The sequence below is a fragment of the Roseinatronobacter monicus genome (assembly GCF_006716865.1).
GTDB lineage: Bacteria > Pseudomonadota > Alphaproteobacteria > Rhodobacterales > Rhodobacteraceae > Roseinatronobacter > Roseinatronobacter monicus.
Map to the genome: position 1 here is coordinate 550968 of NZ_VFPT01000001.1, position 20200 is coordinate 571167.

25 protein-coding genes are annotated in these 20200 nt (G+C 61.1%); 17 read left to right on the forward strand and 8 right to left on the reverse strand.

From position 1 onward, the window contains the following. Position 1: 1 nt before the first annotated feature. The 3 genes from BD293_RS02365 to BD293_RS02375 all read left to right on the forward strand — a co-directional run bounded on the left by BD293_RS02365 (position 2) and on the right by BD293_RS02375 (position 1697). On the forward strand, positions 2 to 562 hold the full coding sequence (locus BD293_RS02365) for a DUF3833 domain-containing protein (protein ID WP_142079695.1): 561 nt from the start codon (positions 2 to 4) through the stop codon (positions 560 to 562). Further along, complete coding sequence (locus BD293_RS02370; RefSeq protein ID WP_142079696.1) at positions 559 to 1296, forward strand: SDR family NAD(P)-dependent oxidoreductase; 738 nt, start codon at positions 559 to 561, stop codon at positions 1294 to 1296. Before BD293_RS02365 ends, BD293_RS02370 begins: the two co-directional genes overlap by 4 nt. Before the next feature lie 71 nt (positions 1297 to 1367). Beyond that, positions 1368 to 1697, forward strand: a complete 330-nt coding sequence (locus BD293_RS02375; protein WP_142079697.1) for a DUF3775 domain-containing protein — start codon at positions 1368 to 1370, stop codon at positions 1695 to 1697. A gap of 16 nt (positions 1698 to 1713) precedes the next feature. Here BD293_RS02375 and BD293_RS02380 read toward each other — a convergent pair whose 3' ends face one another. Beyond that, positions 1714 to 2220: a holin family protein gene (locus BD293_RS02380; protein ID WP_142079698.1), complete on the reverse strand. Its 507-nt coding sequence runs from the start codon at positions 2218 to 2220 to the stop codon at positions 1714 to 1716. Further along, positions 2217 to 2816: a holin-associated N-acetylmuramidase gene (locus BD293_RS02385; RefSeq protein WP_142079699.1), complete on the reverse strand. Its 600-nt coding sequence runs from the start codon at positions 2814 to 2816 to the stop codon at positions 2217 to 2219. The genes BD293_RS02380 and BD293_RS02385 overlap by 4 nt, the downstream gene beginning before the upstream one ends. A 164-nt stretch (positions 2817 to 2980) precedes the next feature. Here BD293_RS02385 and ribB point away from each other — a divergent pair, with 164 nt between their 5' ends. From ribB to aat, 4 genes are read left to right on the forward strand one after another with little or no spacing between them, the layout of a single operon-like run. Then, entirely contained in the window at positions 2981 to 4111 is a 1131-nt protein-coding gene (ribB, locus tag BD293_RS02390) for a 3,4-dihydroxy-2-butanone-4-phosphate synthase (RefSeq protein ID WP_142079700.1), read from the forward strand. A 1-nt stretch (position 4112) separates the two neighbouring features. Next, a complete protein-coding gene (locus BD293_RS02395) occupies positions 4113 to 4661 on the forward strand; it encodes a 6,7-dimethyl-8-ribityllumazine synthase (protein WP_142079701.1) in 549 nt (182 codons plus the stop codon). Beyond that, complete coding sequence (gene nusB, locus BD293_RS02400) at positions 4658 to 5146, forward strand: transcription antitermination factor NusB (RefSeq protein WP_142079702.1); 489 nt, start codon at positions 4658 to 4660, stop codon at positions 5144 to 5146. The genes BD293_RS02395 and nusB overlap by 4 nt, the downstream gene beginning before the upstream one ends. 18 nt (positions 5147 to 5164) lie before the next feature. Then, positions 5165 to 5797, forward strand: a complete 633-nt coding sequence (gene aat, locus BD293_RS02405) for a leucyl/phenylalanyl-tRNA--protein transferase (RefSeq protein WP_142084241.1) — start codon at positions 5165 to 5167, stop codon at positions 5795 to 5797. Here the strand turns inward: aat and BD293_RS02410 are convergent. Together BD293_RS02410 and BD293_RS02415 are read right to left on the reverse strand one after the other, a co-directional pair. Then, positions 5761 to 6150 carry a DUF2155 domain-containing protein gene (locus BD293_RS02410; protein WP_142079703.1) on the reverse strand — a complete coding sequence of 130 codons (390 nt, stop codon included), beginning with the start codon at positions 6148 to 6150 and terminating at the stop codon, positions 5761 to 5763. The two genes, aat and BD293_RS02410, sit on opposite strands and share 37 nt — an antisense overlap. An 82-nt stretch (positions 6151 to 6232) precedes the next feature. Then, complete coding sequence (locus tag BD293_RS02415) at positions 6233 to 6607, reverse strand: NADH:ubiquinone oxidoreductase subunit NDUFA12 (protein ID WP_142079704.1); 375 nt, start codon at positions 6605 to 6607, stop codon at positions 6233 to 6235. Between the two features lie 143 nt (positions 6608 to 6750). Here BD293_RS02415 and msrB point away from each other — a divergent pair, with 143 nt between their 5' ends. Together msrB and BD293_RS02425 are read left to right on the forward strand one after the other, a co-directional pair. Continuing rightward, complete coding sequence (gene msrB, locus BD293_RS02420; RefSeq protein WP_142079705.1) at positions 6751 to 7194, forward strand: peptide-methionine (R)-S-oxide reductase MsrB; 444 nt, start codon at positions 6751 to 6753, stop codon at positions 7192 to 7194. 59 nt (positions 7195 to 7253) lie between these two features. Continuing rightward, positions 7254 to 8708, forward strand: a complete 1455-nt coding sequence (locus BD293_RS02425; protein WP_142079706.1) for a protein adenylyltransferase SelO — start codon at positions 7254 to 7256, stop codon at positions 8706 to 8708. A 73-nt stretch (positions 8709 to 8781) separates the two neighbouring features. Here the strand turns inward: BD293_RS02425 and BD293_RS02430 are convergent, their stop codons facing one another. Next, positions 8782 to 9621 carry an MBL fold metallo-hydrolase gene (locus BD293_RS02430; protein WP_170207035.1) on the reverse strand — a complete coding sequence of 280 codons (840 nt, stop codon included), beginning with the start codon at positions 9619 to 9621 and terminating at the stop codon, positions 8782 to 8784. Between the two features lie 128 nt (positions 9622 to 9749). Further along, positions 9750 to 10070, reverse strand: a complete 321-nt coding sequence (locus tag BD293_RS02435) for a DUF6476 family protein (protein WP_142079708.1) — start codon at positions 10068 to 10070, stop codon at positions 9750 to 9752. On the opposite strand from BD293_RS02435, the gene BD293_RS02440 reads away from it, so the two are divergent. Then, positions 10069 to 11124 (forward strand): RluA family pseudouridine synthase, encoded by a 1056-nt coding sequence (locus BD293_RS02440; protein ID WP_142079709.1) that lies wholly within the window; start codon positions 10069 to 10071, stop codon positions 11122 to 11124. The genes BD293_RS02435 and BD293_RS02440 overlap by 2 nt on opposite strands. Before the next feature lie 125 nt (positions 11125 to 11249). Beyond that, positions 11250 to 12149 carry an RNA polymerase sigma factor RpoH gene (rpoH, locus tag BD293_RS02445; RefSeq protein ID WP_142079710.1) on the forward strand — a complete coding sequence of 300 codons (900 nt, stop codon included), beginning with the start codon at positions 11250 to 11252 and terminating at the stop codon, positions 12147 to 12149. 239 nt (positions 12150 to 12388) lie between these two features. Here rpoH and BD293_RS02450 read toward each other — a convergent pair whose 3' ends face one another. Both BD293_RS02450 and BD293_RS02455 read right to left on the reverse strand, forming a co-directional pair. Further along, a complete protein-coding gene (locus BD293_RS02450) occupies positions 12389 to 13354 on the reverse strand; it encodes a DUF3179 domain-containing protein (RefSeq protein ID WP_142079711.1) in 966 nt (321 codons plus the stop codon). A 68-nt stretch (positions 13355 to 13422) separates the two neighbouring features. Further along, the gene (locus BD293_RS02455; RefSeq protein WP_142079712.1) at positions 13423 to 13644 is read right to left on the reverse strand and encodes a DUF1674 domain-containing protein; all 222 of its coding nucleotides are present in this window, start codon (positions 13642 to 13644) and stop codon (positions 13423 to 13425) included. Between the two features lie 70 nt (positions 13645 to 13714). Between BD293_RS02455 and BD293_RS02460 the strand changes: the two genes are divergently transcribed. The 6 genes from BD293_RS02460 (at position 13715) to BD293_RS02485 (ending at position 20186) form a co-directional block, all read left to right on the forward strand. Continuing rightward, the gene (locus BD293_RS02460; protein WP_142079713.1) at positions 13715 to 14989 is read left to right on the forward strand and encodes an RsmB/NOP family class I SAM-dependent RNA methyltransferase; all 1275 of its coding nucleotides are present in this window, start codon (positions 13715 to 13717) and stop codon (positions 14987 to 14989) included. A gap of 126 nt (positions 14990 to 15115) precedes the next feature. Beyond that, positions 15116 to 16861, forward strand: a complete 1746-nt coding sequence (locus BD293_RS02465) for a heparinase II/III family protein (RefSeq protein ID WP_246086188.1) — start codon at positions 15116 to 15118, stop codon at positions 16859 to 16861. Between the two features lie 23 nt (positions 16862 to 16884). Then, positions 16885 to 18504 (forward strand): bifunctional phosphoribosylaminoimidazolecarboxamide formyltransferase/IMP cyclohydrolase, encoded by a 1620-nt coding sequence (gene purH / locus BD293_RS02470; RefSeq protein WP_142079714.1) that lies wholly within the window; start codon positions 16885 to 16887, stop codon positions 18502 to 18504. A 13-nt stretch (positions 18505 to 18517) separates the two neighbouring features. Further along, positions 18518 to 19000, forward strand: coding sequence for a signal peptidase II (lspA, locus tag BD293_RS02475; protein ID WP_142079715.1), 483 nt, complete (start codon positions 18518 to 18520; stop codon positions 18998 to 19000). An 86-nt stretch (positions 19001 to 19086) separates the two neighbouring features. After that, positions 19087 to 19608, forward strand: a complete 522-nt coding sequence (locus tag BD293_RS02480; protein ID WP_142084244.1) for a DUF3035 domain-containing protein — start codon at positions 19087 to 19089, stop codon at positions 19606 to 19608. Between the two features lie 125 nt (positions 19609 to 19733). After that, positions 19734 to 20186 (forward strand): DUF4399 domain-containing protein, encoded by a 453-nt coding sequence (locus tag BD293_RS02485; RefSeq protein ID WP_142079716.1) that lies wholly within the window; start codon positions 19734 to 19736, stop codon positions 20184 to 20186. Positions 20187 to 20200 lie beyond the last annotated feature (14 nt).

A 20200-nucleotide genomic window follows, 5' to 3' on the forward strand; every position in this document is an offset into this window, starting at 1 on the left:
CATGAGCACATTTTTGACTTTTCTAGCCGGTTGCGTGCTGATGGTGGTGCTTGTGGCGCTGGCGCAGCGGCTGCTGGGGTTTCGTGCGCAAAAATCTGCGGATTATGCCAAGCTGGAACCGCCTGTGGATATCCGTCATCACTTGTCTGGTCCGATCCGGTGCGAGGGCGTGATTTATGGGCCTATGGGGCGTGTCACCTCGCGCTTTACCGCCGATATGGACGGGCGCTGGGACGGCAATCGTGGTGTGTTGGCCGAGCATTTCACCTATGACAGCGGCACCAAGCAAGACCGCGAATGGCGGCTGACGCTGGGCAATGACGGGCGCATCACCGCCGAGGCGGATGATCTGGTCGGCGCGGGCTGGGGTCAGCAGACGGGGGGCGCTTTGCATCTGAACTACACGATCCGTCTGCCTGAAAGTGCGGGCGGGCACACGTTGCAGGTCACGGACTGGATGTATCTGGTCGATGACAAGACCATCGTGAACCGCAGCCAGTTTCGCAAGTTTGGTATCAAGGTGGCCGAACTGGTGGCAACATTGCGCAGGGTGGATGCATGAGAAAGCTGTCAGGAAAAACTTATTGGCTTGTCGGCGCGTCCGAGGGGCTGGGCCGCGCCTTGGCGCAAAAGCTGTCCAAGGCAGGGTGCACGCTTGTGCTGAGTGCGCGCAGCGAAGACAGCCTGAAAGCGCTGGCAGACAGTTTGCCGGGGCAAGCGCGGATCGTGACATGTGACGTGTCAGACCGCGATTCGGTTGTTCGCGCGGCGCAAGAGGCGGGCGCTGTTGACGGGATGATCTATCTTGCGGGGGCTTATTGGCCTTTTCCCGCGACAGAATGGCAACCAGAGCAGACCGAGGCGATGTTTGACGTCAACCTGACCGGCGCCGCGCGCGTGTTGGGGCAAGTGGTGCCGGGGATGGTCGCGCGCGGGGCCGGTCATATCGTCATCACCGGCTCGCTTTCTGGCTATCGGGGTTTGCCGGGGTCCATCGGCTACAGTTCCAGCAAGGCCGGGCTGATGCATCTGGCCGAATCGATGCATGCCGATCTGCGCGGCTCTGGTGTTGACGTGCAACTGGCCAATCCCGGTTTCATCCGAACAAGACTGACCGATAAAAATGAGTTCACAATGCCGTTTCTGATGGAGCCGGATCAGGCTGCGGAAGAGATGATGCAGCTTATGCGCTCGCTCAAGTTTCAGCGTGCCTTTCCGCGCCTGTTCTCGCTTTTGTTCAGGGGTGCGAATTTTTTGCCAGACTGGCTGTATTACCGCGTGTTCGCGGGCAAATAAGCGGTCACGATCTAACCTTGCAACGCAATGCTGTTTCAGCGACACTTGGGGCCGCGATACAGGAGGTTCTCATGCTCGCCATTAGCCCGCGCAAAATCGTACATATCATCTACCTTGCCCGCGAAGGAACCGTGGGCGACCGAGAAGCGCATGCCTTTATCAGCGGTTTGAATGACGATGAGCAGGCCAGCCTGACAGCGGTTGCATGGGTCGGGCGCGGGGCGTTCGAGGCGGAGGAATACAACGAAGCCGTCGCAACTGCCATCACAGAGGCGACGACCCCGACCGCAGATTACTTGCTTGGAATGCCGCATCTGGCGGAAAACCTTGAAAGCGGGCTGGAAGCGCTGGGCATAGATGTCACGGGCGAAGAAGAGGACTTCTTGCGCCAAGGGTCTTGACCCGCAGCTTGCGTGCTTAGCCTTTCGCGCTGCTCCATTCGGCCAAAGCGGGGTTTGAACCTGCATCTTGCAGCGGCTCTGGCCTCTCAGGCTTATTTGCCAGCGGGGGTGCGGGCACTTTCTTGACACGCAGGTGATGCGCCTCTCTTGCGCCAAAATAGAACGCCACGACAGCGCCCAGCAGCCACCAGAGCGGTTCGGGCACATTGCTCAGGGCGAGCATACGGATGGCAAATCCGTCCGGGTCGGCCATCGCGTAGACGAACAACCCCAGCGTGCCCAATGCCAAAAGCGGGCGGGGCAAACGGTTCAGGCCGTTGACCGCCGAATCAAACCAGCCGCCGCGCGCATATTGAAATTCTGCGGTGTGGCTGGCATGCGCGGCCTTATAGGCGTCATGGCCCAGTTCCAGCGCGCGGGTGGCATTGGGGCGAAACACCTCTGCCACTGAGGTGACAGTCTGCCCCAGCGCACGCGCCTCTCGCGCGCCGCCAAAGATCCAGCCGAACACCGACCGGATCATGCCCAGCCCCGTGTGCGGTCGCGGTGCTGACCGTCGGTCAGGTGAAAGCGTGCGCTGATGAATTCCTCGGCGCGGGTAATCCAGCCGCCCTTGCCGCCATCACGTCTGCGCGCGAATTTGCGGCTGGCCGGACGGCGGTCTGCGATGCTGTAGTAGTGGTCGCGCCGTGCAATGCCATAGGCATCCACCAAATGCGCAGGGGCCATGTCATAAGCGCGGTGCGCCGCCGCGATGGTCTGCGGGCCGATCACACCATCAACGGCCACTTGCAGCCCCATTTGGTTGAACAACCGCTGCAAGATGCGCACGGCATTGGCCCCTGCATTGACATACATATCGAAGATCGTGGGCCAAAGCGGTTCGGGCAACTCGGCGATGCGGGGGCGGTTGAAGTAATGCTCGATATAGATTTCAACGGCATCCTCGCGCGTCAGGGCGCGCACATCCTGAATGGTGACGTGCTGTCCGGGGCGCAGGCGGCGCAGGGTATGGATCGTCACACCGAAATTCGTGGCCCCGCCGGGATCATCAGGATCATTGACGAAGCCGCCTTCGCGGGCGACAATCTCGGTGGCAAGCTGGCGAACGGATTTCATGATGTGGCACCTCTGGCAGGGACAGATTTGCCAGAATTTGCCGGATTTCCCTCAATTCCAGACTAAGTGAGCGTGCGGTACACAGGTGATGTGCCTGTTTGCCCCCTTTTCCCGCCGCGCCCTTTGGGCTATCTGCCAATTCCAGAGCAAAGGATCAGTCCGCGATGAGTTACGAACAACCCGGTGATGTCGAGCAAAGCTGGAAAGATGCCATCTCCTCGACCGAGGAGATCGTTGAAGAGGCCCGCAATGGCCGGATCTTCATTCTTGTGGATCATGAAGATCGTGAGAATGAGGGGGATCTTGTCATTCCTGCGCAGATGGCGACGCCAGAGGCGATCAACTTCATGGCGACTCATGGCAAGGGGCTGATCTGTCTGACCCTGCCGGGCGAGCGTATCGACGAACTGGGCCTGCCCCTGATGGCGTCCAGCAATTCGTCGCGCCATGAAACCGCGTTCACAGTGTCGATTGAAGCGCGCGAAGGGGTGTCTACGGGCATTTCCGCCCATGACCGTGCCCGCACAGTGGCCGTGGCGATTGATGCAGGCAAGGACGCGGCCGATATCGCAACACCCGGTCATGTGTTTCCATTGCGCGCCCGTGATGGCGGCGTGCTGGTGCGTGCGGGCCACACCGAAGCGGCGGTGGATATCTCGCGGCTTGCGGGGCTGAACCCTTCGGGCGTGATCTGCGAGATCATGAAGGAAGACGGATCAATGGCGCGGCTGCCCGATCTGGTGGCATTCGCGCAAAAACACGGGCTGAAGATCGGCACAATCTCGGACTTGATCGCGTATCGGCGTCGTCATGACAACCTTGTGCGCGTGATGAGCGAGCAGCAGATCACCTCTGCCTTTGGCGGCGAGTGGATGATGCGGGTCTATTCCGACACCACTCAAGGGGCCGAGCATGTTGCCCTGATCAAAGGCGATATCACCACGCCTGATCCTGTGCTGGTGCGTATGCATGCCTTTGATCCGCTGCTGGACATGGTTGGCACGGATGGGGGCGCGCGTGCCAATGAATTCAGCGATGCGATGCGCCTGATCGGCGCTGAGGGGCGCGGGGTCGTGGTGCTGCTGCGTGACACAGAGATGAAAATGACCCCCGCCGAGGGCGGCACACCGCAAGTGCTGCGCCAATACGGGCTGGGCGCGCAGATATTGTCCTCGCTGGGGCTGCATGATCTGATTCTGCTGACCAATTCCGCCACGCCCAAAGTGGTGGGGCTGGATGGCTACGGGTTGTCCATTGTCGGCACCCGCAAAATTCCACCCGCGAAAGGCGCCTGACATGGCCGGACATGAAACACATTACACCCTGCCATTGCCTGAATTTGACAAGGCCCCAAAACTGCTGATCGTGGTCGCCCCCTATTACAAGGATATCGCGGATCAACTGGTCGCAGGGGCTTGCGCCGAGATTGAAAAGGTCGGCGGCACCCATGAGGTGATTGAGGTTCCCGGCGCGCTGGAAGTGCCCACAGCCATTGGGCAGGCACATCGCATGTCGAATTTCGACGGTTTTGTGGCCCTTGGTTGTGTGATCCGGGGCGAGACGACGCATTATGACACGGTCTGCAATGACAGCTCGCGCGCGATTGCGCTTCTGGGGTTGCAGGGTGCGTGCATCGGCAATGGTATTCTGACCGTCGAGAATCGCGCACAGGCCGAAGCCCGCGCCGAGGTTTCGGGCCAGAACAAGGGCGGCGGGGCCGCAGCGGCGGCCTTGCATCTGATCGCGCTTGGACGTCACTGGGGCGGCGCGCGCCGTTCGGTCGGGTTCTTGCCAGAGCGCGAAGAAATTCAGATTGCAGGTCAGAACAAGGGACCGGTTGCATGAGCGATACCCCCCCGAAACGCCGACCCACGCAGGAAGAACGCCGTGCGCGCAAAGGGGCCGCGCGCTTCTATGCCGTGCAGGCGCTGTTCCAGATGGAAGCCTCGGATGTGCCGATTGGCGAAATCACCCGCCAGTTTGAAGCGCACCGTATCGGGGCCGAGACGGAAACCGAGACATGGGCCGAGGCGGATGTGAACCATTTCCGCCGCCTGATCGAACTGGCCGTGGACCGGCAGGCCGCGATTGATCAGATGACGGACCGCGCGCTGGTGGCGAAATGGCCGATCAGCCGGATCGACCCCACCTTGCGGGCGCTGTTTCGCGCAGCGGGTGCCGAGATGCTAAGTGCGCAAACCCCGGCGCGTGTGGTCATTTCGCAATTTGTCGATATTGCCAGAGCTTTCTCCCCCGAAGGCCGCGAAACCAATTTCGTCAATGCGGTGTTGGATCACATGGCCCGCGAGGCTTGCGCCGCCGAATTCTGAGGCTTGGGCGTGATGCGGCTGGAATTGACCCCCGAGACATTGTTGCAAGCCTATCGGATGGGCGTGTTCCCCATGGCCGAAAGCCGTGATGACCCGCGCCTGCACTGGTTTGATCCGGTCGCGCGCGGGGTGTTGCCGCTGGACGGATTTCGCATGTCGCGCAGTCTGCGCCGCCGGATTCGCGCCGAACCATTCAGGCTTAGTCTGGATCAGGCGTTTGAAGCGGTGCTGACGGGCTGTGCCGAGCGCGAATCGACATGGATCAATTCCGAGATTGCGCGGTTGTTCACGATTCTGCACCGTCAGGGCCATGCCCATTCAATCGAGGTCTGGGAGGGGGAGGAGCTGGTTGGCGGCGTCTACGGGCTGGGCCTTGGCGGGGCGTTTTGTGGGGAAAGCATGTTCTCGCGCCGCCGCGATGCGTCAAAAGTCGCGCTGGCCTATCTGGTCACGCATTTGCGCAACTGTGGCTATACGCTGTTCGACACGCAATATCCTACAGAGCATCTGGCCAGTCTGGGCGGGGTCGAGATTTCGCGCGTCGCGTATCGCGCACGGCTGGCGCATGCCTTGCAAGCAGATGCCGCGTTCGACCGCGCGCCCCTGCCCAGCGCCTATGATGTGATGCAGTTTATGACCCAGACATCGTAGCGCGCGTGATCCAGCGCGCTCAGCGCCGGGCTGGAGGCAATCATCCAGCCTGAGAAAACCATTTCATCGGCGCGGCTGTCGAACACATCAATCCACGCATAGGCTTCGCCTGCCGGGTTTTCGACCGGATAGCGGCATTCTTCCAGCATGACGACCAGATGCCCGATCTGCGCGCTGTCGCCCACTTCAAGCGTGATATCCGTGCTGGTTCCCGCGACCCTGTCCAGCCCGCGCAACAGCGCCCCGCCAGCGGCAGAAATGCGCTCCGACGGTGTCGGCGGCTCTATTTCCTGTGCGAGGCCGGTCGTCGCCAGGCCAAAACAGGCGCATATGGAGAGAATAAGAAACCGCATGTCTATCTGCGCCGATTGCGGCGTTGTCTGCGCTGTACCATGCGCAACAAGCGCATCAGCAGTCCGATGGCCTGACCCATATTCATTCTGGTGTCCACGCCTCGTAATCCTTGCGCGGGGCCGGTGACGCGCGCCGAATAGACCCTTCTGGCGCATAGGCCAGCGGGGTGCCTGTCAGGTTTTCCTGATGTTTCTTTTCCCAGTCCTTATGCGTCAGCGGACGTTTGGTCGGCGGCTCGTCCCATGTGTGGTGCAGCCATCCGTGCCAATCAGGTGAAACGCGGCTGGCCTCGGATTCGCCGTTGAAGATGACCCAGCGCTTTTTGTCATCGGCGGAGCGGTAGAAGATGTTGCCTTGCGCATCCTCGCCCACTTTATTGCCGTGACGCCATGTAAAGAACGCTGTGTTCAGCGTGGAGAAGTTCCACCATGTCAGCATACGCAGCAGGAATTTCATGGGCCACCTCTTCGGTTCAGGGCGCGGCGAATTTGCGTCCTTATGCACCAGCCTTGCACGGAAATCCAGAGCGAAGCCGCCGGGGTTGTCTTCATCGCGGCGATGGCTACATCACAACATAGAAACCAGACCAAGAGGCCACCATGTCGCGTTACGAACGCCGCCCTGAAATCATCGAATCGCTGACCCCGGAGCAGCATTATGTCACGCAAGAAAACGGGACCGAGCGGCCTTGGTCAGGGGAATATAACAGCAACAAGCGGGCAGGCATTTACGTCGATATCGTCTCGGGCGAGCCGCTTTTTGCGTCATCCGACAAATACGAATCCGGGTGCGGCTGGCCTAGCTTTACCAAGCCCATTCTAAGCAAACATGTCGTCGAGTTGCGTGATGACAGTCTTGGCATGGCCCGTATCGAAGTGCGCTCAGCCCATGGGGACAGCCATCTGGGCCATGTCTTTCCCGACGGCCCCGCCGACCGTGGCGGTTTGCGCTATTGTATCAATTCTGCTGCGCTGCGTTTCATCCCGAAAGACGAGATGGAAGCAGAAGGCTATGGCGATCTGTTGGATCAGGTTGATGGCTAGGCTGGTCACGAACACGATTCGTGGTATCAATGAAGCGCAGTTGACAACCGGAGTGCGCGATGGCTTTCTCGATCCGCTTTGACAACAGCTATGCGCAGGAATTGACGGGACTATATGTGCCTTGGCAGGGACAGGAATGGCCCGACCCGCAGCTTTTGGTGTTGAACGAACCGCTGGCGCAGTCGCTTGGGCTTGATACGGCCGCTTTGCGCGGGGCCGAAGGCGTGGGCATGCTGTCAGGGCACGCCTTGCCCGACACTGCGCGCCCTATTGCACAAGCCTATGCCGGGCATCAGTTTGGTGGGTTTTCTGCGCAGCTCGGGGACGGGCGCGCAATCTTGCTGGGCGAGGTGATCGACCCGAAAGGTGCACGTTGGGATATTCAGCTGAAAGGGTCTGGCCGCACGCCCTTTGCCCGTGGCGGTGATGGGCGCGCCGTGCTGGGGCCTGTGTTGCGCGAATATCTGGTGTCTGAAGCAATGGCCGCCTTGGGCGTACCGACAACGCGCGCGCTTGCGGCCTGCACCACAGGCGACCGCGTTCTGCGCCAGTTCGGGCTGGAGCCGGGCGCGGTGCTGGCGCGTGTGGCTTCCAGCCATTTGCGGGTGGGCACATTCCAGTTTTTTGCCGCTCGCGGCGAAAGCGAAAAGCTGAAGCTGTTGCTGGAATATGCTATCGCGCGCCATGACCCTGACCTGACGGGCGCCGAGGATGCTGCGCTGCGCTTTCTGGAACGTGTGGGCCAGCGTCAGGCGAAGCTTGTTGCCCAATGGATGGGGCTTGGCTTCATCCACGGTGTGATGAACACGGACAATTCGACGATTTCGGGCGAAACCATTGATTACGGCCCTTGCGCCTTCATGGACAGCTATGATCCGGCCAGTGTGTTCAGCTCGATTGATCAGATGGGGCGCTATGCTTACAGCAATCAGCCCGCAATCATGGCGTGGAATTTGGCGCGTCTGGCCGAGGCCTTGTTGCCGCTGATCGACACGCAAGAAGACCGCGCCATTGCCCGCGCAAGCAAAGTGATCGAGGCGACAGAGGCCGCCTATCGTCAGGATTGGCTGAATGTCTTTGCCCATAAGCTGGGTCTGGACACGGCAGATGCGGCCCTCATCGACGATATGCATGCTTTGTGGCAGGGGCAGGAGGTTGATTTCACGCTGTTCTTCCGTGCCTTGCCAGAGGCCTTGCGGGGCGATCCCGCCCCCGTGGCCGCGCTGTTCAAGTCCGCTTCGGGACTGGAAAGTTGGCTTGCGCGCTACCGCGCGGCATTCAGTGACCCACAGGGGGCGGCGCGCATGCTTGAGGCCCGCAATCCGCTGTATATACCGCGCAATCATCTGGTCGAAGCGGCGCTGCAAGCCGCCAGCGATCACGGCGATATGGACCCGTTCCATGCCCTGCTGGAGCGTGTTCAGAACCCTTACCACCCGGTCGCAGGCATGGAGGCATTCGCCCAACCCGCCCCGCAAGATGCCCCGTCAATCGTCACCTATTGCGGGACTTGATCCGCACACGCCCCCAAAGCCGACGCAAGGTCTGCGTTTTGGGAGGGCGCGACGGGGCTTGCACCCAGCGGCGCTAAATGCGGCCCGGTTCCAGACTATAGCCTGTCGCCGCACGCGTGACCTTGTTGAAGGCGGGGTGCAGGAAATGCCCACCCGTAAACAGCGCCCCCTCACTGGCCAGTTGGTCAAGCAGCCGTTTGCGCGTCTCGCGCGCCTGATCCATGTCGATGTCAAAATTGATCCCGATATCGGGGTTTGGCACCTGCAAGGCGGGCGCATGAACAATATCGCCCACATGCACAAGGCTCTGCCCGCCACTGTCCAGCCGCCAGCCGAAATGGCCCGGTGTGTGCCCCGGCAAGCCCATGCCCCACAAGCCCGGTGCTGCCTCTTTCCCCTCGGACAGGGTTTGCAGCCTGTCGCCATAGGCGGCAAGTACGGATTGCGCCAGCTTTGCCCAGTCTGCAACCCCGGACAGCGCGCCTTGGAAATTGGTATCCTCTGACCAGAAGGCGCGGTCTGCATCCGTCACGAACAGGGTTGCGTTGGCAAAGACTGCGTCCCCTTCCGGGGTGATCATGCCTGCGACATGGTCGGGGTGCAGATGGGTTGCGACCAGTGTATCCACCTGATCGGGGGCAACGCCCAGTTCCGTCAGCCCCTCGGACAGAAAGCCGCAGCTTGGTCCGAACAGATCGCGCGGCCCCGCATCGGCCAGAATGACGCGGCCGGAATGACGAATGAGCACCGCGTTGAAATTCGTCTCAATCTCTGCGGCACCGGCCTGGGTGAGCAGGTCTGTGATCGTCTCGGGTGCTGTGCCCGGAAACAGATCAGGGGTGAAGGTGACGGCCCCGTCGGTGATGATGCTGACCTTGGCGTCTCCGATGGTCTGGGTGATGGTGCGGCGCATGCTGGTCTCTCCCTTATGGTGGTGGGGAAAGGGTAGCTTGGCAGCGCAGGGCTGGCAATCATCTGTTGCGCATGTCATCGCGCACGGGATTTGAGTATTTTTGGCAAGAAAATGATCAAGGATCGGTGTTAATCTTCGGGCAGTGCAATCTGATGGCGCAACGCGCCTGTGGCGCGGTCGAACAGAAGAACCTCGTTTTGCTGTGTCAGCACAAGCACCCAGTCCGGCGCAAGCGTGATGGCCTGCGCGGTGCTGTCTGCGGGCAAGCTGATGCTGTCTGGCAGCGCCAACGGGGCAGGTGCCATACCAAGGCGGGTGACAAGCAGCCCGATGATGACTATGACGCCGAGGATCATTACGCTTGTCAGCACCAGAACCAGCCATTTTATAAGCCGCACATCGGGCGGGGGCTGGTCCGGGGGCGGGGGCATATCAGGGGGCAGGTCCATGGCTGAAGAGCCTTTCACAGAGATAAAGGTCAGGATCGGGCCACAGCCCCCTGCACGGCTTGATAAAGCCTTGGCGCGCGATGTGCCAGAGGGGCACGGCCTGTCGCGCTCTCGCGTGGTAAAACTGATCGAGGACGGGGCCGTGTCGCGCGAAGGCGAAGTTTTGGACAATGTGCGCCTGAAAGTGTCGGATGGCGATGTGTTGACTCTGCGCATGCGCCAGCCTGCGGAGGTGGAGACGCGCGCGCAGGAGATTGCACTGGATATCATCTGGGAAGATGAGGAGCTGATCGTGCTGAACAAGCCTGCGGGCATGGTGGTGCATCCTGCCCCCGGCAGCCCGGACTACACGCTGGTCAACGCCTTGCTGCATCATTGTGGCGACAGCCTGTCGGGGATCGGTGGCGAGAAGCGGCCCGGAATTGTCCACCGGATTGACAAAGAGACGTCGGGCCTGCTGGTGGTGGCGAAATCCGACCGCGCCCATCAGGGGCTGGCGGCACAATTCGAGCGCCACACGGTCATGCGGCGCTATCTGGCGCTGGTGCATGGCGTGCCGGATGCCGGGGACCCGCGCCTGCGCGGCATGCGCGGGGTGAGTTTCGAGACAGGCAATATTTTGAAAGTGACCAGCCAGTTGGCCCGCAGCAAGACCGACCGCCAGAAGCAGGCGGTTGTCTGGGCGAATGGCCGCCATGCGATCACCCGTGCGCGCAGGCTGGAAAGTTTCGGCACCCCGCCGGCACTCGCCTTGCTGGAATGCTGGCTGGAGACAGGGCGCACGCATCAGATCCGTGTGCATCTGGCGCATGCGGGCCATGGGTTGGTGGGCGATCCGGTCTATGGGGGGCGGCGCAAGCTGTCCGAGCGCGCGCTGGGCGTGGACGGGGTGGCGGCTTGCGCTGGGTTTGCGCGGCAAGCGCTGCATGCCGCGACATTGGGGTTTGCGCACCCTGTGTCAGGCGAAATGCTTGATTTCTCTGCCCCCTTGCCGCCCGATATGGAGGGTTTGTTGGAGGTCTTGCGCATGTCACGCCCGAACACAACGCAGTGAGCGTTGCGTCGGAAAGCCCGTGCCATGCGTATACTACATGTAAACTTTTGCGTGTTATCCGGGTATGATACGGTGCTGAGGTGCCGTATTCGGTTCTGGCAAACACGCGTTCCAAGGATGGTAAGATGAGCAGTTATACCAATTTACCCGCCCCAAGCCCGGAACAGGGCCTGAACCGCTATATGCAGGAAATACGCCGTTTTCCGATGTTGCAACCGGAAGAAGAATTTATGCTGGCCAAGCGTTGGGTTGATCATCAGGACACAGAGGCGGCGCATAAGCTGGTGACCAGCCATCTGCGATTGGCGGCAAAAATTGCAATGGGCTATCGCGGCTATGGGCTGCCACAGGCCGAGGTGATTTCTGAGGCCAATGTCGGGCTGATGCAGGCGGTAAAACGATTTGACCCTGACAAGGGTTTTCGTCTGGCGACCTATGCGATGTGGTGGATCAGGGCGTCTATTCAGGAATATGTCCTGCGGTCATGGTCGCTGGTCAAACTGGGCACGACAAGCGCGCAGAAGAAGCTTTTTTTCAACCTGCGCAAGGCGAAATCCAAGATCGGCGCGCTGGAAGAAGGCGATTTGCGCCCAGAAAACGTGGCCCAGATCGCGCGTGAACTCAATGTGACCGAGGATGAGGTCATCGCCATGAATCGCCGCCTGTCCGGGGGCGATTCGTCGCTGAACGCGACCATCGGCAGCGAAGAAGGCGCGTCAAGCTGGCAGGACTGGCTGGAGGATGAGGGCGCGGATCAGGCCAATGATTACGCCGAACGTGATGAGCTGGAATTGCGCCGGGAATTGCTGATGGATGCAATGGATGTGCTGAACGAGCGCGAGCGGGATGTGCTGACACAACGCCGGTTGAGCGAAGAGCCTGTGACACTGGAAGACCTGTCACAGCGCTATGATGTCAGCCGCGAACGTATTCGCCAGATTGAGGTGCGCGCATTTGAAAAACTTCAGGGGCGTATGCGCACTCTTGCGCGGGAAAAGGGTATGGCGATCCCGGTGAGCAGTTAATCGGCAGGTTCGGGGCGGTGTATCCCGTAGGTCTGGCCCTGATGGCAAATGCCGCAGGGCACCGCTCGACTTCGTAGATGGGAGAATAGTTTGCTGCATGTCGCATCTGCATGTGGCCCAATCGGCATTTAATATGAGGTTGAGGGGCAGCGTTCAACGGAGTGTGCCCCACCAGTCACTGACGGGGACAGCGAGGGTCGGGGGGCTGGCTGCGGTGAGGTCGTGCCTCGGATCAGATGTCAGTCGCCCAGCATCCAGACCCCGTCAGGAAAGAAGGCATGAAAGGCGAATGCGAAGGGCACGTCATGGGCAATATCGCGGCCCTGTTCATCGCGGACCCGAACTGATCCGACATCACGCCCAGAGGCGATATCGCGCGCATCCAGCGCGGAGGCCTGACCTGCGCGCCAGTCCAGCATCACACCTGCTTCGCGGATTTCGCCTTTCTCGCGCAACCGCGCGAAAGGCCATGCCCGGTTCTCGACACGCACCACGCGTTCCAGCGGGTTTATTCCATGCGGCGGGTCTTCGCCCTGATACAGAAAGGGTCTGCTTGAGGTGTCGTAATTGACATAGGGGTTTGACCCATAGGCACGCCGCCAATCAGGTTCGTCCATCACCAGCCCGTCGGGATGCTCCGTGAGAAAGCTGGCCCAATCTTCCATCCAGGCAGGCAATTGCATCAATTGCGTGCCCGCATGTTGGCCCACAACCCCTTTGCCCACGGCTTGTTGCCACCAGCTTTTGGTTTCGCGGTCATACATGATCATGTCGGAATGGCGCAGCTTGCCCGAGACGCCGAAAGTGAGCCGCTGCCCATCAATGCGCGCATCAAACACCATCGCTGAATTGCATAGCGGGCAATACGTCACCGCGATCGGCAGCCCGTCCACCACGTCATTCACGATCTCATGCCACATCAGATAGCGAATCGGATAGGCGCGCGCAGGGCCGTGTTCGGGGGCATAGGTCAGTACGGGTTCGCGCGCATCCAGCCGCTGTTCGCTTTGCGCCGCGATCAGCGCGGGGTTCCATATCGCGGGGATACCATCCTTGGGCGGTCCGCCCGAGATGATTTCGGCAAAATCGACCGTGCTGCGCGTGAAATCAGTATCGGGCCATTCCGCGCGCCATTGCGACGGGTCCGCATGGACCGCCCCAAGGCTGAGCAAGATCGCAGTGACGCAGGTGGCAAGCATACGCATCGGCTTTTCCCTTCGGCTGATGCTGAAATATACGTCACCATCCGCCGCAGGGTTACAAACCGCCTTGGTCAGAAATCGATTGCGATGCCCTTTTTCTCCCAGTCGCCGTAGCGCACGGGTTCCGGCCCTTTGCGTCCGCCCAGTTCTGGTGGGCGCTGATCGGCTTGGGTCGCATCGCGGCGGGCATCGGCTTCGGCCAGCGCGCGTTGGGCGGCGGCGGGCAGGGTGGCGCGGCGCTCTGCCTCTGGTATGGGGGTGGGCTCATTTGGTGTGGGTGTATCGTCGGACATGGGTGTTTTCCTTGCAACAGGCGTCCCCCCTGATATACCGCGCGGGCCTCAAAGGACAAGAAACCTGCTCATGGCTGATGCCCCCTCTCTCGCGCCGCGTGCGGCAGCACTCGATCTGATATCCTCGGTTTTGCAGGATCGTCGCAGCCTGAGCGATGTGATCGCGCGCGCACCGGACAGCTTCGCGGGTTTGCCGCCTGAAGGGCGCGCCCGTGCGCAACGGCTTGCCAGTGAAACCTTTCGCCAGATGGGGCGGGCCGACGCGCATTTGCGCCGTGCCATGCGCAAAGCGCCGCCAGAGCCGGTGATGTGGGTGTTGCGCCTTGCCCTGACGGAAATGCATGTCATGGCCGCCCCCGCGCATGGGGTGATCAATGATGCGGTTGCCCTGACCCGCCGCGCAGGTCAGCCAAGGCTGGACGGGCTGGTCAATGCGGTGCTGCGCCAGTTGGGCGATGGGTTGGACTGGGCGTCTGCGCCCGCACCTCGCCTGCCGGACTGGCTGCGCGGGGCGTTGCAGAATGCTTACGGGGCCAAGGTGACTGCCGCGATAGAGGCGGCCCATCTGGTGCCCGCAGCTTTTGATCTGACCCTGCGCGACACGCGCCCGGAGGGGCTGGAGGGCGAAGTTTTGCCCACGGGCAGCCTGCGCCTGCGCGATGCGGGCCAGATCTCGGCGTTGCCGGGCTATGATTCGGGCCAATGGTGGGTGCAAGACGCCGCTGCCGCCCTGCCTGCGCGCTTGATCGGCGATGTGGCGGGCTTGCGCGTGCTGGACATCTGCGCGGCGCCGGGTGGCAAGACGATGCAACTGGCAGCACAGGGCGCACAGGTCACGGCGCTGGACATCTCGGCGGCGCGTATGGTGCGGTTGCGCGAAAACCTGACGCGCACGCAGCTTCAGGCGGAACTGGTTATCGCTGACGCGCTGGAATGGCAGCCTGAAGCGCCGTTTGATGCAATCTTGCTGGATGCGCCCTGTTCGGCCACAGGCACCTTGCGCCGCCACCCTGAATTGCCGCTGATCCGCAGCAAGGAGGATGTGAAGGCATTGCGGGCGCTACAGGCCGCCCTGCTGGACCGGGTGCTTGATCCGGCACAAGGGCTGTTGCGGCCTGGCGGGCGGGTGGTGTTTTGCACCTGTTCGCTCTTGCCCAGCGAAGGGTCTGACCAGATCGCAGCCGCGCTTGCCCGCCACAGCATACAGGTTGTGTCCCCTGATCTGCCGGGCCTGCCGGAAGAATGGCGCTTGCCGGATGGGTGCTTGCGCACGCGGCCCGACTACTGGCCGGAATTGGGCGGGTTGGATGGTTTCTTCATCGCAGTGTTGCAACATAAGCAGTAACAGCGGTGCTGTGCCGAAATGCGGCGCGTCAGGCTTGCCGGATTGGGCATATCTTTGTACAGCCACAAGCAGATTTGCACAGAAAATTTTGCCCTGAGAGCCATCAGCAAAGAAGGCGCGGCTATTGTGAGTGACCCAAGCGCGACCGGCAAAAACCAGATCAGGTTTACTGACCGCCTGTTGCTGCGCTGGTTGCTGCGGCGGGTGCAGGTGTCGGCGCTGGTGTCTGACCCCGAGCCACGCATGGTTGGCCTTTATGCGCGCGGAAAACAGATGATGGCGGGAAATTTCCTTGTTGCGGGGGAATTGATCGAAACCTCTGGTGGGGTGCCGTTCAGCGCCAAAAGCGCCGCTGCCACCGATGCGCTGCACGGGTTTGGCTGGCTTGACCATCTGGCAGCCGTGGGCGACCGCGATGCGCGCGCGCTTGCGCAGGCCGGTTTGCAGGACTGGATCGCGCGGTTCGGGCAGGGTGCTGGCCCCGGTTGGGCGCCGGGACTGGCGGGCGCGCGCGTGATTCGCTGGATCGCCCATGCCGTGTTTCTGATGCAGGGCATGGATGCCAAGGGGCAAACGCTGTTTTTGCGCGCCCTTGCCCAGCATTCCGCCTATCTTGAACGCCGCGCAAGCCGTGCTGCGGCTGGCCTGCCACGGATCGAGGCGCAGGTTGGTTTGCTGTATACGACACTCTCGCTGGAGGGGTTGTCGGACCGTGTTGCATATGCAAGCGGCGCGGTGGTCAAGGCGGCGCGCACGCAGATCGCCGATGATGGCGGGATCACAACCCGCAACCCCGAGGAATTGCTGAAAGTCTTTGAGCTGCTGGTGTGGGCCGCGCAGGCCATGACGGACCATGACCGCCCTGTCAGCGCGCAGTTTGTGGGGCTTCTGGACCGCATGGCAGGGGCGTTGCGCCTGTTGCGCCATGCCGATGGCGGCCTTGTGCGGTTTCACGGCGGCGGGCGGGGTCAGGAGGGCGCGCTGGCCGCAGCCTTGTCGCTGCATGATGGCATTAACCCTGCCCATGTCATCTCGCGCGCAGATAAGGCGATGGGCTATGCCCGGCTGATGGCAGGGCGCAGCACTGTGATTATTGATGCGGCCCCACCCCCGCTGAAATCGGCCCCCATGCGCGCCCATGCCTCGACGCTTGCGTTCGAGTTGACCTCGAATCGGCGGCCGCTGATCGTGTCTTGCGGAGATGGGCACAAGTTCGGTGCGGAATGGCACCGCGCGAGTCGCGCCACCGCGTCGCATTCGACATTGGCGTTCGAGGGGTATTCCTCGTCGCGCTTTGCCAGCCAGCATCAGGCGCGGCTGGACCTTGCTGATGGGCCGCGTCATGTAGGGGTCGAATTTCGGCATATGCCCCACGCCTATACCGTGCGCCTGAGCCATGACGGCTATCTGTCCAGTCACGGGCTTGAACATCTGCGCTATCTGGACCTGTCCAGCGATGGGCGGGTGCTGACCGGCGAGGACAGTCTGATTTCGACCTCTAAGCGCGCGATGTCGCGCTTTGACGATGTGATGGCCCGCACAGGCGGGGCAGGTGTGCCCTTCGCGCTGCGCTTCCACCTGCACCCAGAGGCAGAACCCTCGTTGGATATGAATGGAACTGCGGTTTCCGTGGCCCTGCGTTCGGGCGAGATTTGGGTATTTCGTGCAGGTGGGCTGCACCTGACGCTTGCGCCTTCGGTGTATCTGGAGAAAGGCCGCCTGAAACCGCGCGCCAGCCAACAGATCGTGTTGTCCTTGCGGGCCACAGGCTATACGACGCAGGTCATCTGGAGCCTTGCAAAGGCGCAAGAAACCCCGCTTGCGGTACGAGATACCTTACAAGCCGACCCGTTCGCGGTGCCCGAGCTTTAGAGAATGTGAACCAAGGATAAGATATGACTGATACGGCCTCTGCCAATCCGGCCCCTGTGAACCTTGCCCCTGTCAAACGCGCGCTGCTGTCTGTTTCGGACAAGACCGGGCTGATTGACCTTGCCAAAGCACTGGCTGCGCGCAAGGTCGAGCTGATCTCGACCGGGGGCACGGCGCGTGCGCTGCGCGAGGCAGGTCTGGCCGTGCAGGATGTGGCCGATGTGACGGGTTTCCCCGAGATGATGGACGGGCGCGTCAAGACCTTGCACCCGGCGGTGCATGGTGGCCTGCTGGCCCTGCGCAATGACGCCGCGCATATGGGGTCCATGACCGCGCATGGTATCCGCCCGATTGATCTGCTGGTGGTCAATCTTTACCCGTTTGAACAAACCGTGGCGCGCGGGGGGGATTATGCCGAAGCGGTCGAGAATATCGACATCGGTGGCCCCGCCATGCTGCGCGCGGCTGCCAAGAACCATGCGTTTGTCACGGTTGTAACCGACCCTGATGACTACATTCCGCTATTGTCCGAACTGGACGCCGAGAATGGCAAGACGCGCCTGTCCTTCCGCCAGACGCTGGCGCAGCGCGCCTATGCGCACACGGCTGCCTACGACACTGCCGTCAGCACATGGATGGCGCAGGCCATTGGCCAGCCCACCCCGCGCCGCCGCGCCTTTGCGGGCACTCTGGCGCAGACCCTCCGCTATGGCGAGAACCCGCATCAACGGGCGGCGTTCTACCGCGACGGATCAACCCGTCCGGGGGTGGCAACCGCCGTGCAGCATCAGGGCAAGGAGTTGAGTTATAACAATATCAACGACACGGATGCAGCATTCGAGTTGGTGTCAGAGTTTTTGCCTGCTGACGGGCCAGCCTGCGCGATCATCAAGCACGCCAATCCTTGCGGTGTGGCGCGCGGTGCGTCACTGGCCGAAGCTTATGCGCGGGCCTATGATTGCGACCGCACCTCTGCCTTTGGCGGGATCATTGCACTGAACATGAAGCTGGATCTGGAAACCGCCAAGGCGATCACCGGCATCCTGACCGAAGTGGTCATCGCGCCCGCTGCCGATCAGGCTGCGATTGAACATTTCGCCACCAAGAAGAACCTGCGCCTGCTGACCTCCAAGGGGCTGGCCAATCCGGGGCTTGCCGGGCTTGCGTTCAAGCAGGTATCCGGCGGGTTTCTGGTGCAGGACCGCGACAATGGCATGATCCTGCCTGAAGATCTGAAAGTCGTGACCAAGCGTGCGCCAACCGAGGCCGAGTTGGCCGATCTGCTCTTCGCGTGGAAAGTGGCAAAGCATGTCAAATCCAATGCCATTATCTATGTTAAGGATCTGGCGACGGTCGGTGTGGGCGCAGGCCAGATGAGCCGTGTTGATTCGTCACGCATCGCCGCGCGTAAGGCGCAGGACATGGCCGAAGTGCTTGGGCTGGATGCACCGCTGACGCAAGGCTCGGTCGTGGCATCGGATGCGTTCTTTCCTTTCGCAGACGGGTTGCTGGCAGCAGCAGAGGCGGGCGCGCGCGCAGTCATCCAGCCGGGCGGATCACTGCGCGATGACGAGGTGATCGCCGCCGCAGATGCCGCCGGTTTGGCAATGGTCTTTACCGGCCAACGCCATTTTCGCCATTAAGGAGCACCACGCAATGCGCGTTGCAATAGGAACGCTTGGGCTGACAGTGATCGCGGATCAGGCCACCAAATGGTGGGTGATTGATCGGCTGGCGCTGGATCAGCGGTTGTTCATTCCGGTGTTCGACCCCTATCTGAATTTCGCCATGGCGTGGAATACCGGCATAAATTTCGGGCTGTTCGGGACCGACAGCGACATCATGCGCTATGCGCTGGTGGCGCTAGCGGTATCGATCAGCGCCTTTGTCTGGGTCTGGGTCAAACACGAAGGGGCCACGCGCGGCCTGCAACTGGGCGCAGGATTGCTGATCGGGGGCGCGTTGGGCAATGTTATTGACCGGTTGCGCTGGGGCGCGGTGGCCGATTTCATCAACATGTCTTGTTGCGGGCTCAGAAATCCGTATTCTTTCAATATCGCAGATGCGGCGATCTTTGCTGGTGCGTTTGCCCTGATTGTGTTTTCAGGGCGCAATACGTCGCAGCGGCAACAGAAGTGATATTGCGATTTGTCCATCGAGGGCGTGACGCAAAGATTAGAATGCGCTATGAGCAAGGCGTTGGATCGGAAGGAATGGGGGTCTTGATGGCGGTCAGGCAGGTCATCTTCGCAGGGTTGGGCATTGCTGTGCTGTCGCTTAGCGGTTGTTCAGACAATGAGAATCCCATCCTGATGCATGCGGCCGCGCAAGAGCGGGGGCCGGATGAATTCGGCATTGTGCCCACCCGGCCACTGGAAATGCCCACCAATCTAAGTGAATTGCCCCCGCCCAATCCTGCGGGCGCGAACCGTGTGGACCCGCAGCCACGGGCTGATATTGCACGTGCGCTGGGTGGAAATCCCGCCGCTGCGGTTACGCGCGGCACGGCGGATGGCGGCATCGTGAACCATGCCAGTCGCTTTGGCCGGTCCGAAGGTATCCGCGCGCAGTTGGCCGCAGAAGACCTTGAATTCCGGCAGCGCAATCGGGGCCGTCTGCTGGAGCGCTTGTTCTCGGTGAATGTCTATCACAACGCCTATGAGTTCATGTGGCTGGACAAATATGCCGAGCTGGAACGCTGGCGCCGTGCTGGTGCGCAAACACCAACGGCCCCACCGCGGGAATAATCACTTCCGGCAGGGCTTTTGGCCGGTAATGTTTGCGTCGGGCTGCGGAAATTTATATTGATATCGCGCGTTTTGCGTTACCCTGCTAATATCGGCACATTGCCGTATTAGGGAGGAATACCAGAATGCAGAAAACCAATCTATTTGCGTGTGGTCTGATTTTTGCTGCGTCCACTGCCTTTGCAGACAGCCATAGCCACAGTCACGATCACATCGAACGCACCCCGGCCCCAGAGGGGGCATCTGTCTATTTCATAAGTCCCGCAGATGGTGACACGGTGTCAAACCCGGTGACATTTCAATTCGGTGCACGCGGGATCGGAATTGCGCCAGCCGGTGTGGATTGGCCTGATACGGGTCATCACCACATGCTGATCAATGTTGCGCCAGATGAAATCGATTTCAGCGCAGATATCGCTTTCTCGGATACGTCGCTGCATTTCGGGGGTGGCCAGACCGAAGCAACGCTCGAATTGCCTACTGGAACCCATACTTTTATTCTGGTTATGGGCGATCAGTTTCATGTCCCGCATGACCCGCCCATCGTGTCCGAGATGATTACTGTCACAATCGAATAGGGATTGGCTGTGCC

What these genes read in the sequence shown, in the direction of transcription:
- rpoH (WP_142079710.1), top strand. Translation starts at nt 11,250, where the DNA reads ATGAGCAGTTATACCAATTTACCCGCCCCAAGCCCGGAACAGGGCCTG.
- BD293_RS02455 (WP_142079712.1), bottom strand. Translation starts at nt 13,644, where the DNA reads ATGTCCGACGATACACCCACACCAAATGAGCCCACCCCCATACCAGAG.
- BD293_RS02375 (WP_142079697.1), top strand. Translation starts at nt 1,368, where the DNA reads ATGCTCGCCATTAGCCCGCGCAAAATCGTACATATCATCTACCTTGCC.
- BD293_RS02365 (WP_142079695.1), top strand. Translation starts at nt 2, where the DNA reads ATGAGCACATTTTTGACTTTTCTAGCCGGTTGCGTGCTGATGGTGGTG.
- BD293_RS02415 (WP_142079704.1), bottom strand. Translation starts at nt 6,607, where the DNA reads ATGAAATTCCTGCTGCGTATGCTGACATGGTGGAACTTCTCCACGCTG.
- BD293_RS02380 (WP_142079698.1), bottom strand. Translation starts at nt 2,220, where the DNA reads ATGATCCGGTCGGTGTTCGGCTGGATCTTTGGCGGCGCGCGAGAGGCG.
- ribB (WP_142079700.1), top strand. Translation starts at nt 2,981, where the DNA reads ATGAGTTACGAACAACCCGGTGATGTCGAGCAAAGCTGGAAAGATGCC.
- BD293_RS02440 (WP_142079709.1), top strand. Translation starts at nt 10,069, where the DNA reads ATGGCTGAAGAGCCTTTCACAGAGATAAAGGTCAGGATCGGGCCACAG.
- msrB (WP_142079705.1), top strand. Translation starts at nt 6,751, where the DNA reads ATGTCGCGTTACGAACGCCGCCCTGAAATCATCGAATCGCTGACCCCG.
- BD293_RS02430 (WP_170207035.1), bottom strand. Translation starts at nt 9,621, where the DNA reads ATGCGCCGCACCATCACCCAGACCATCGGAGACGCCAAGGTCAGCATC.
- BD293_RS02485 (WP_142079716.1), top strand. Translation starts at nt 19,734, where the DNA reads ATGCAGAAAACCAATCTATTTGCGTGTGGTCTGATTTTTGCTGCGTCC.
- BD293_RS02425 (WP_142079706.1), top strand. Translation starts at nt 7,254, where the DNA reads ATGGCTTTCTCGATCCGCTTTGACAACAGCTATGCGCAGGAATTGACG.
- BD293_RS02460 (WP_142079713.1), top strand. Translation starts at nt 13,715, where the DNA reads ATGGCTGATGCCCCCTCTCTCGCGCCGCGTGCGGCAGCACTCGATCTG.
- BD293_RS02370 (WP_142079696.1), top strand. Translation starts at nt 559, where the DNA reads ATGAGAAAGCTGTCAGGAAAAACTTATTGGCTTGTCGGCGCGTCCGAG.
- BD293_RS02435 (WP_142079708.1), bottom strand. Translation starts at nt 10,070, where the DNA reads ATGGACCTGCCCCCTGATATGCCCCCGCCCCCGGACCAGCCCCCGCCC.
- BD293_RS02395 (WP_142079701.1), top strand. Translation starts at nt 4,113, where the DNA reads ATGGCCGGACATGAAACACATTACACCCTGCCATTGCCTGAATTTGAC.
- lspA (WP_142079715.1), top strand. Translation starts at nt 18,518, where the DNA reads ATGCGCGTTGCAATAGGAACGCTTGGGCTGACAGTGATCGCGGATCAG.
- BD293_RS02385 (WP_142079699.1), bottom strand. Translation starts at nt 2,816, where the DNA reads ATGAAATCCGTTCGCCAGCTTGCCACCGAGATTGTCGCCCGCGAAGGC.
- BD293_RS02410 (WP_142079703.1), bottom strand. Translation starts at nt 6,150, where the DNA reads ATGCGGTTTCTTATTCTCTCCATATGCGCCTGTTTTGGCCTGGCGACG.
- BD293_RS02480 (WP_142084244.1), top strand. Translation starts at nt 19,087, where the DNA reads ATGGCGGTCAGGCAGGTCATCTTCGCAGGGTTGGGCATTGCTGTGCTG.
- nusB (WP_142079702.1), top strand. Translation starts at nt 4,658, where the DNA reads ATGAGCGATACCCCCCCGAAACGCCGACCCACGCAGGAAGAACGCCGT.
- purH (WP_142079714.1), top strand. Translation starts at nt 16,885, where the DNA reads ATGACTGATACGGCCTCTGCCAATCCGGCCCCTGTGAACCTTGCCCCT.
- BD293_RS02450 (WP_142079711.1), bottom strand. Translation starts at nt 13,354, where the DNA reads ATGCGTATGCTTGCCACCTGCGTCACTGCGATCTTGCTCAGCCTTGGG.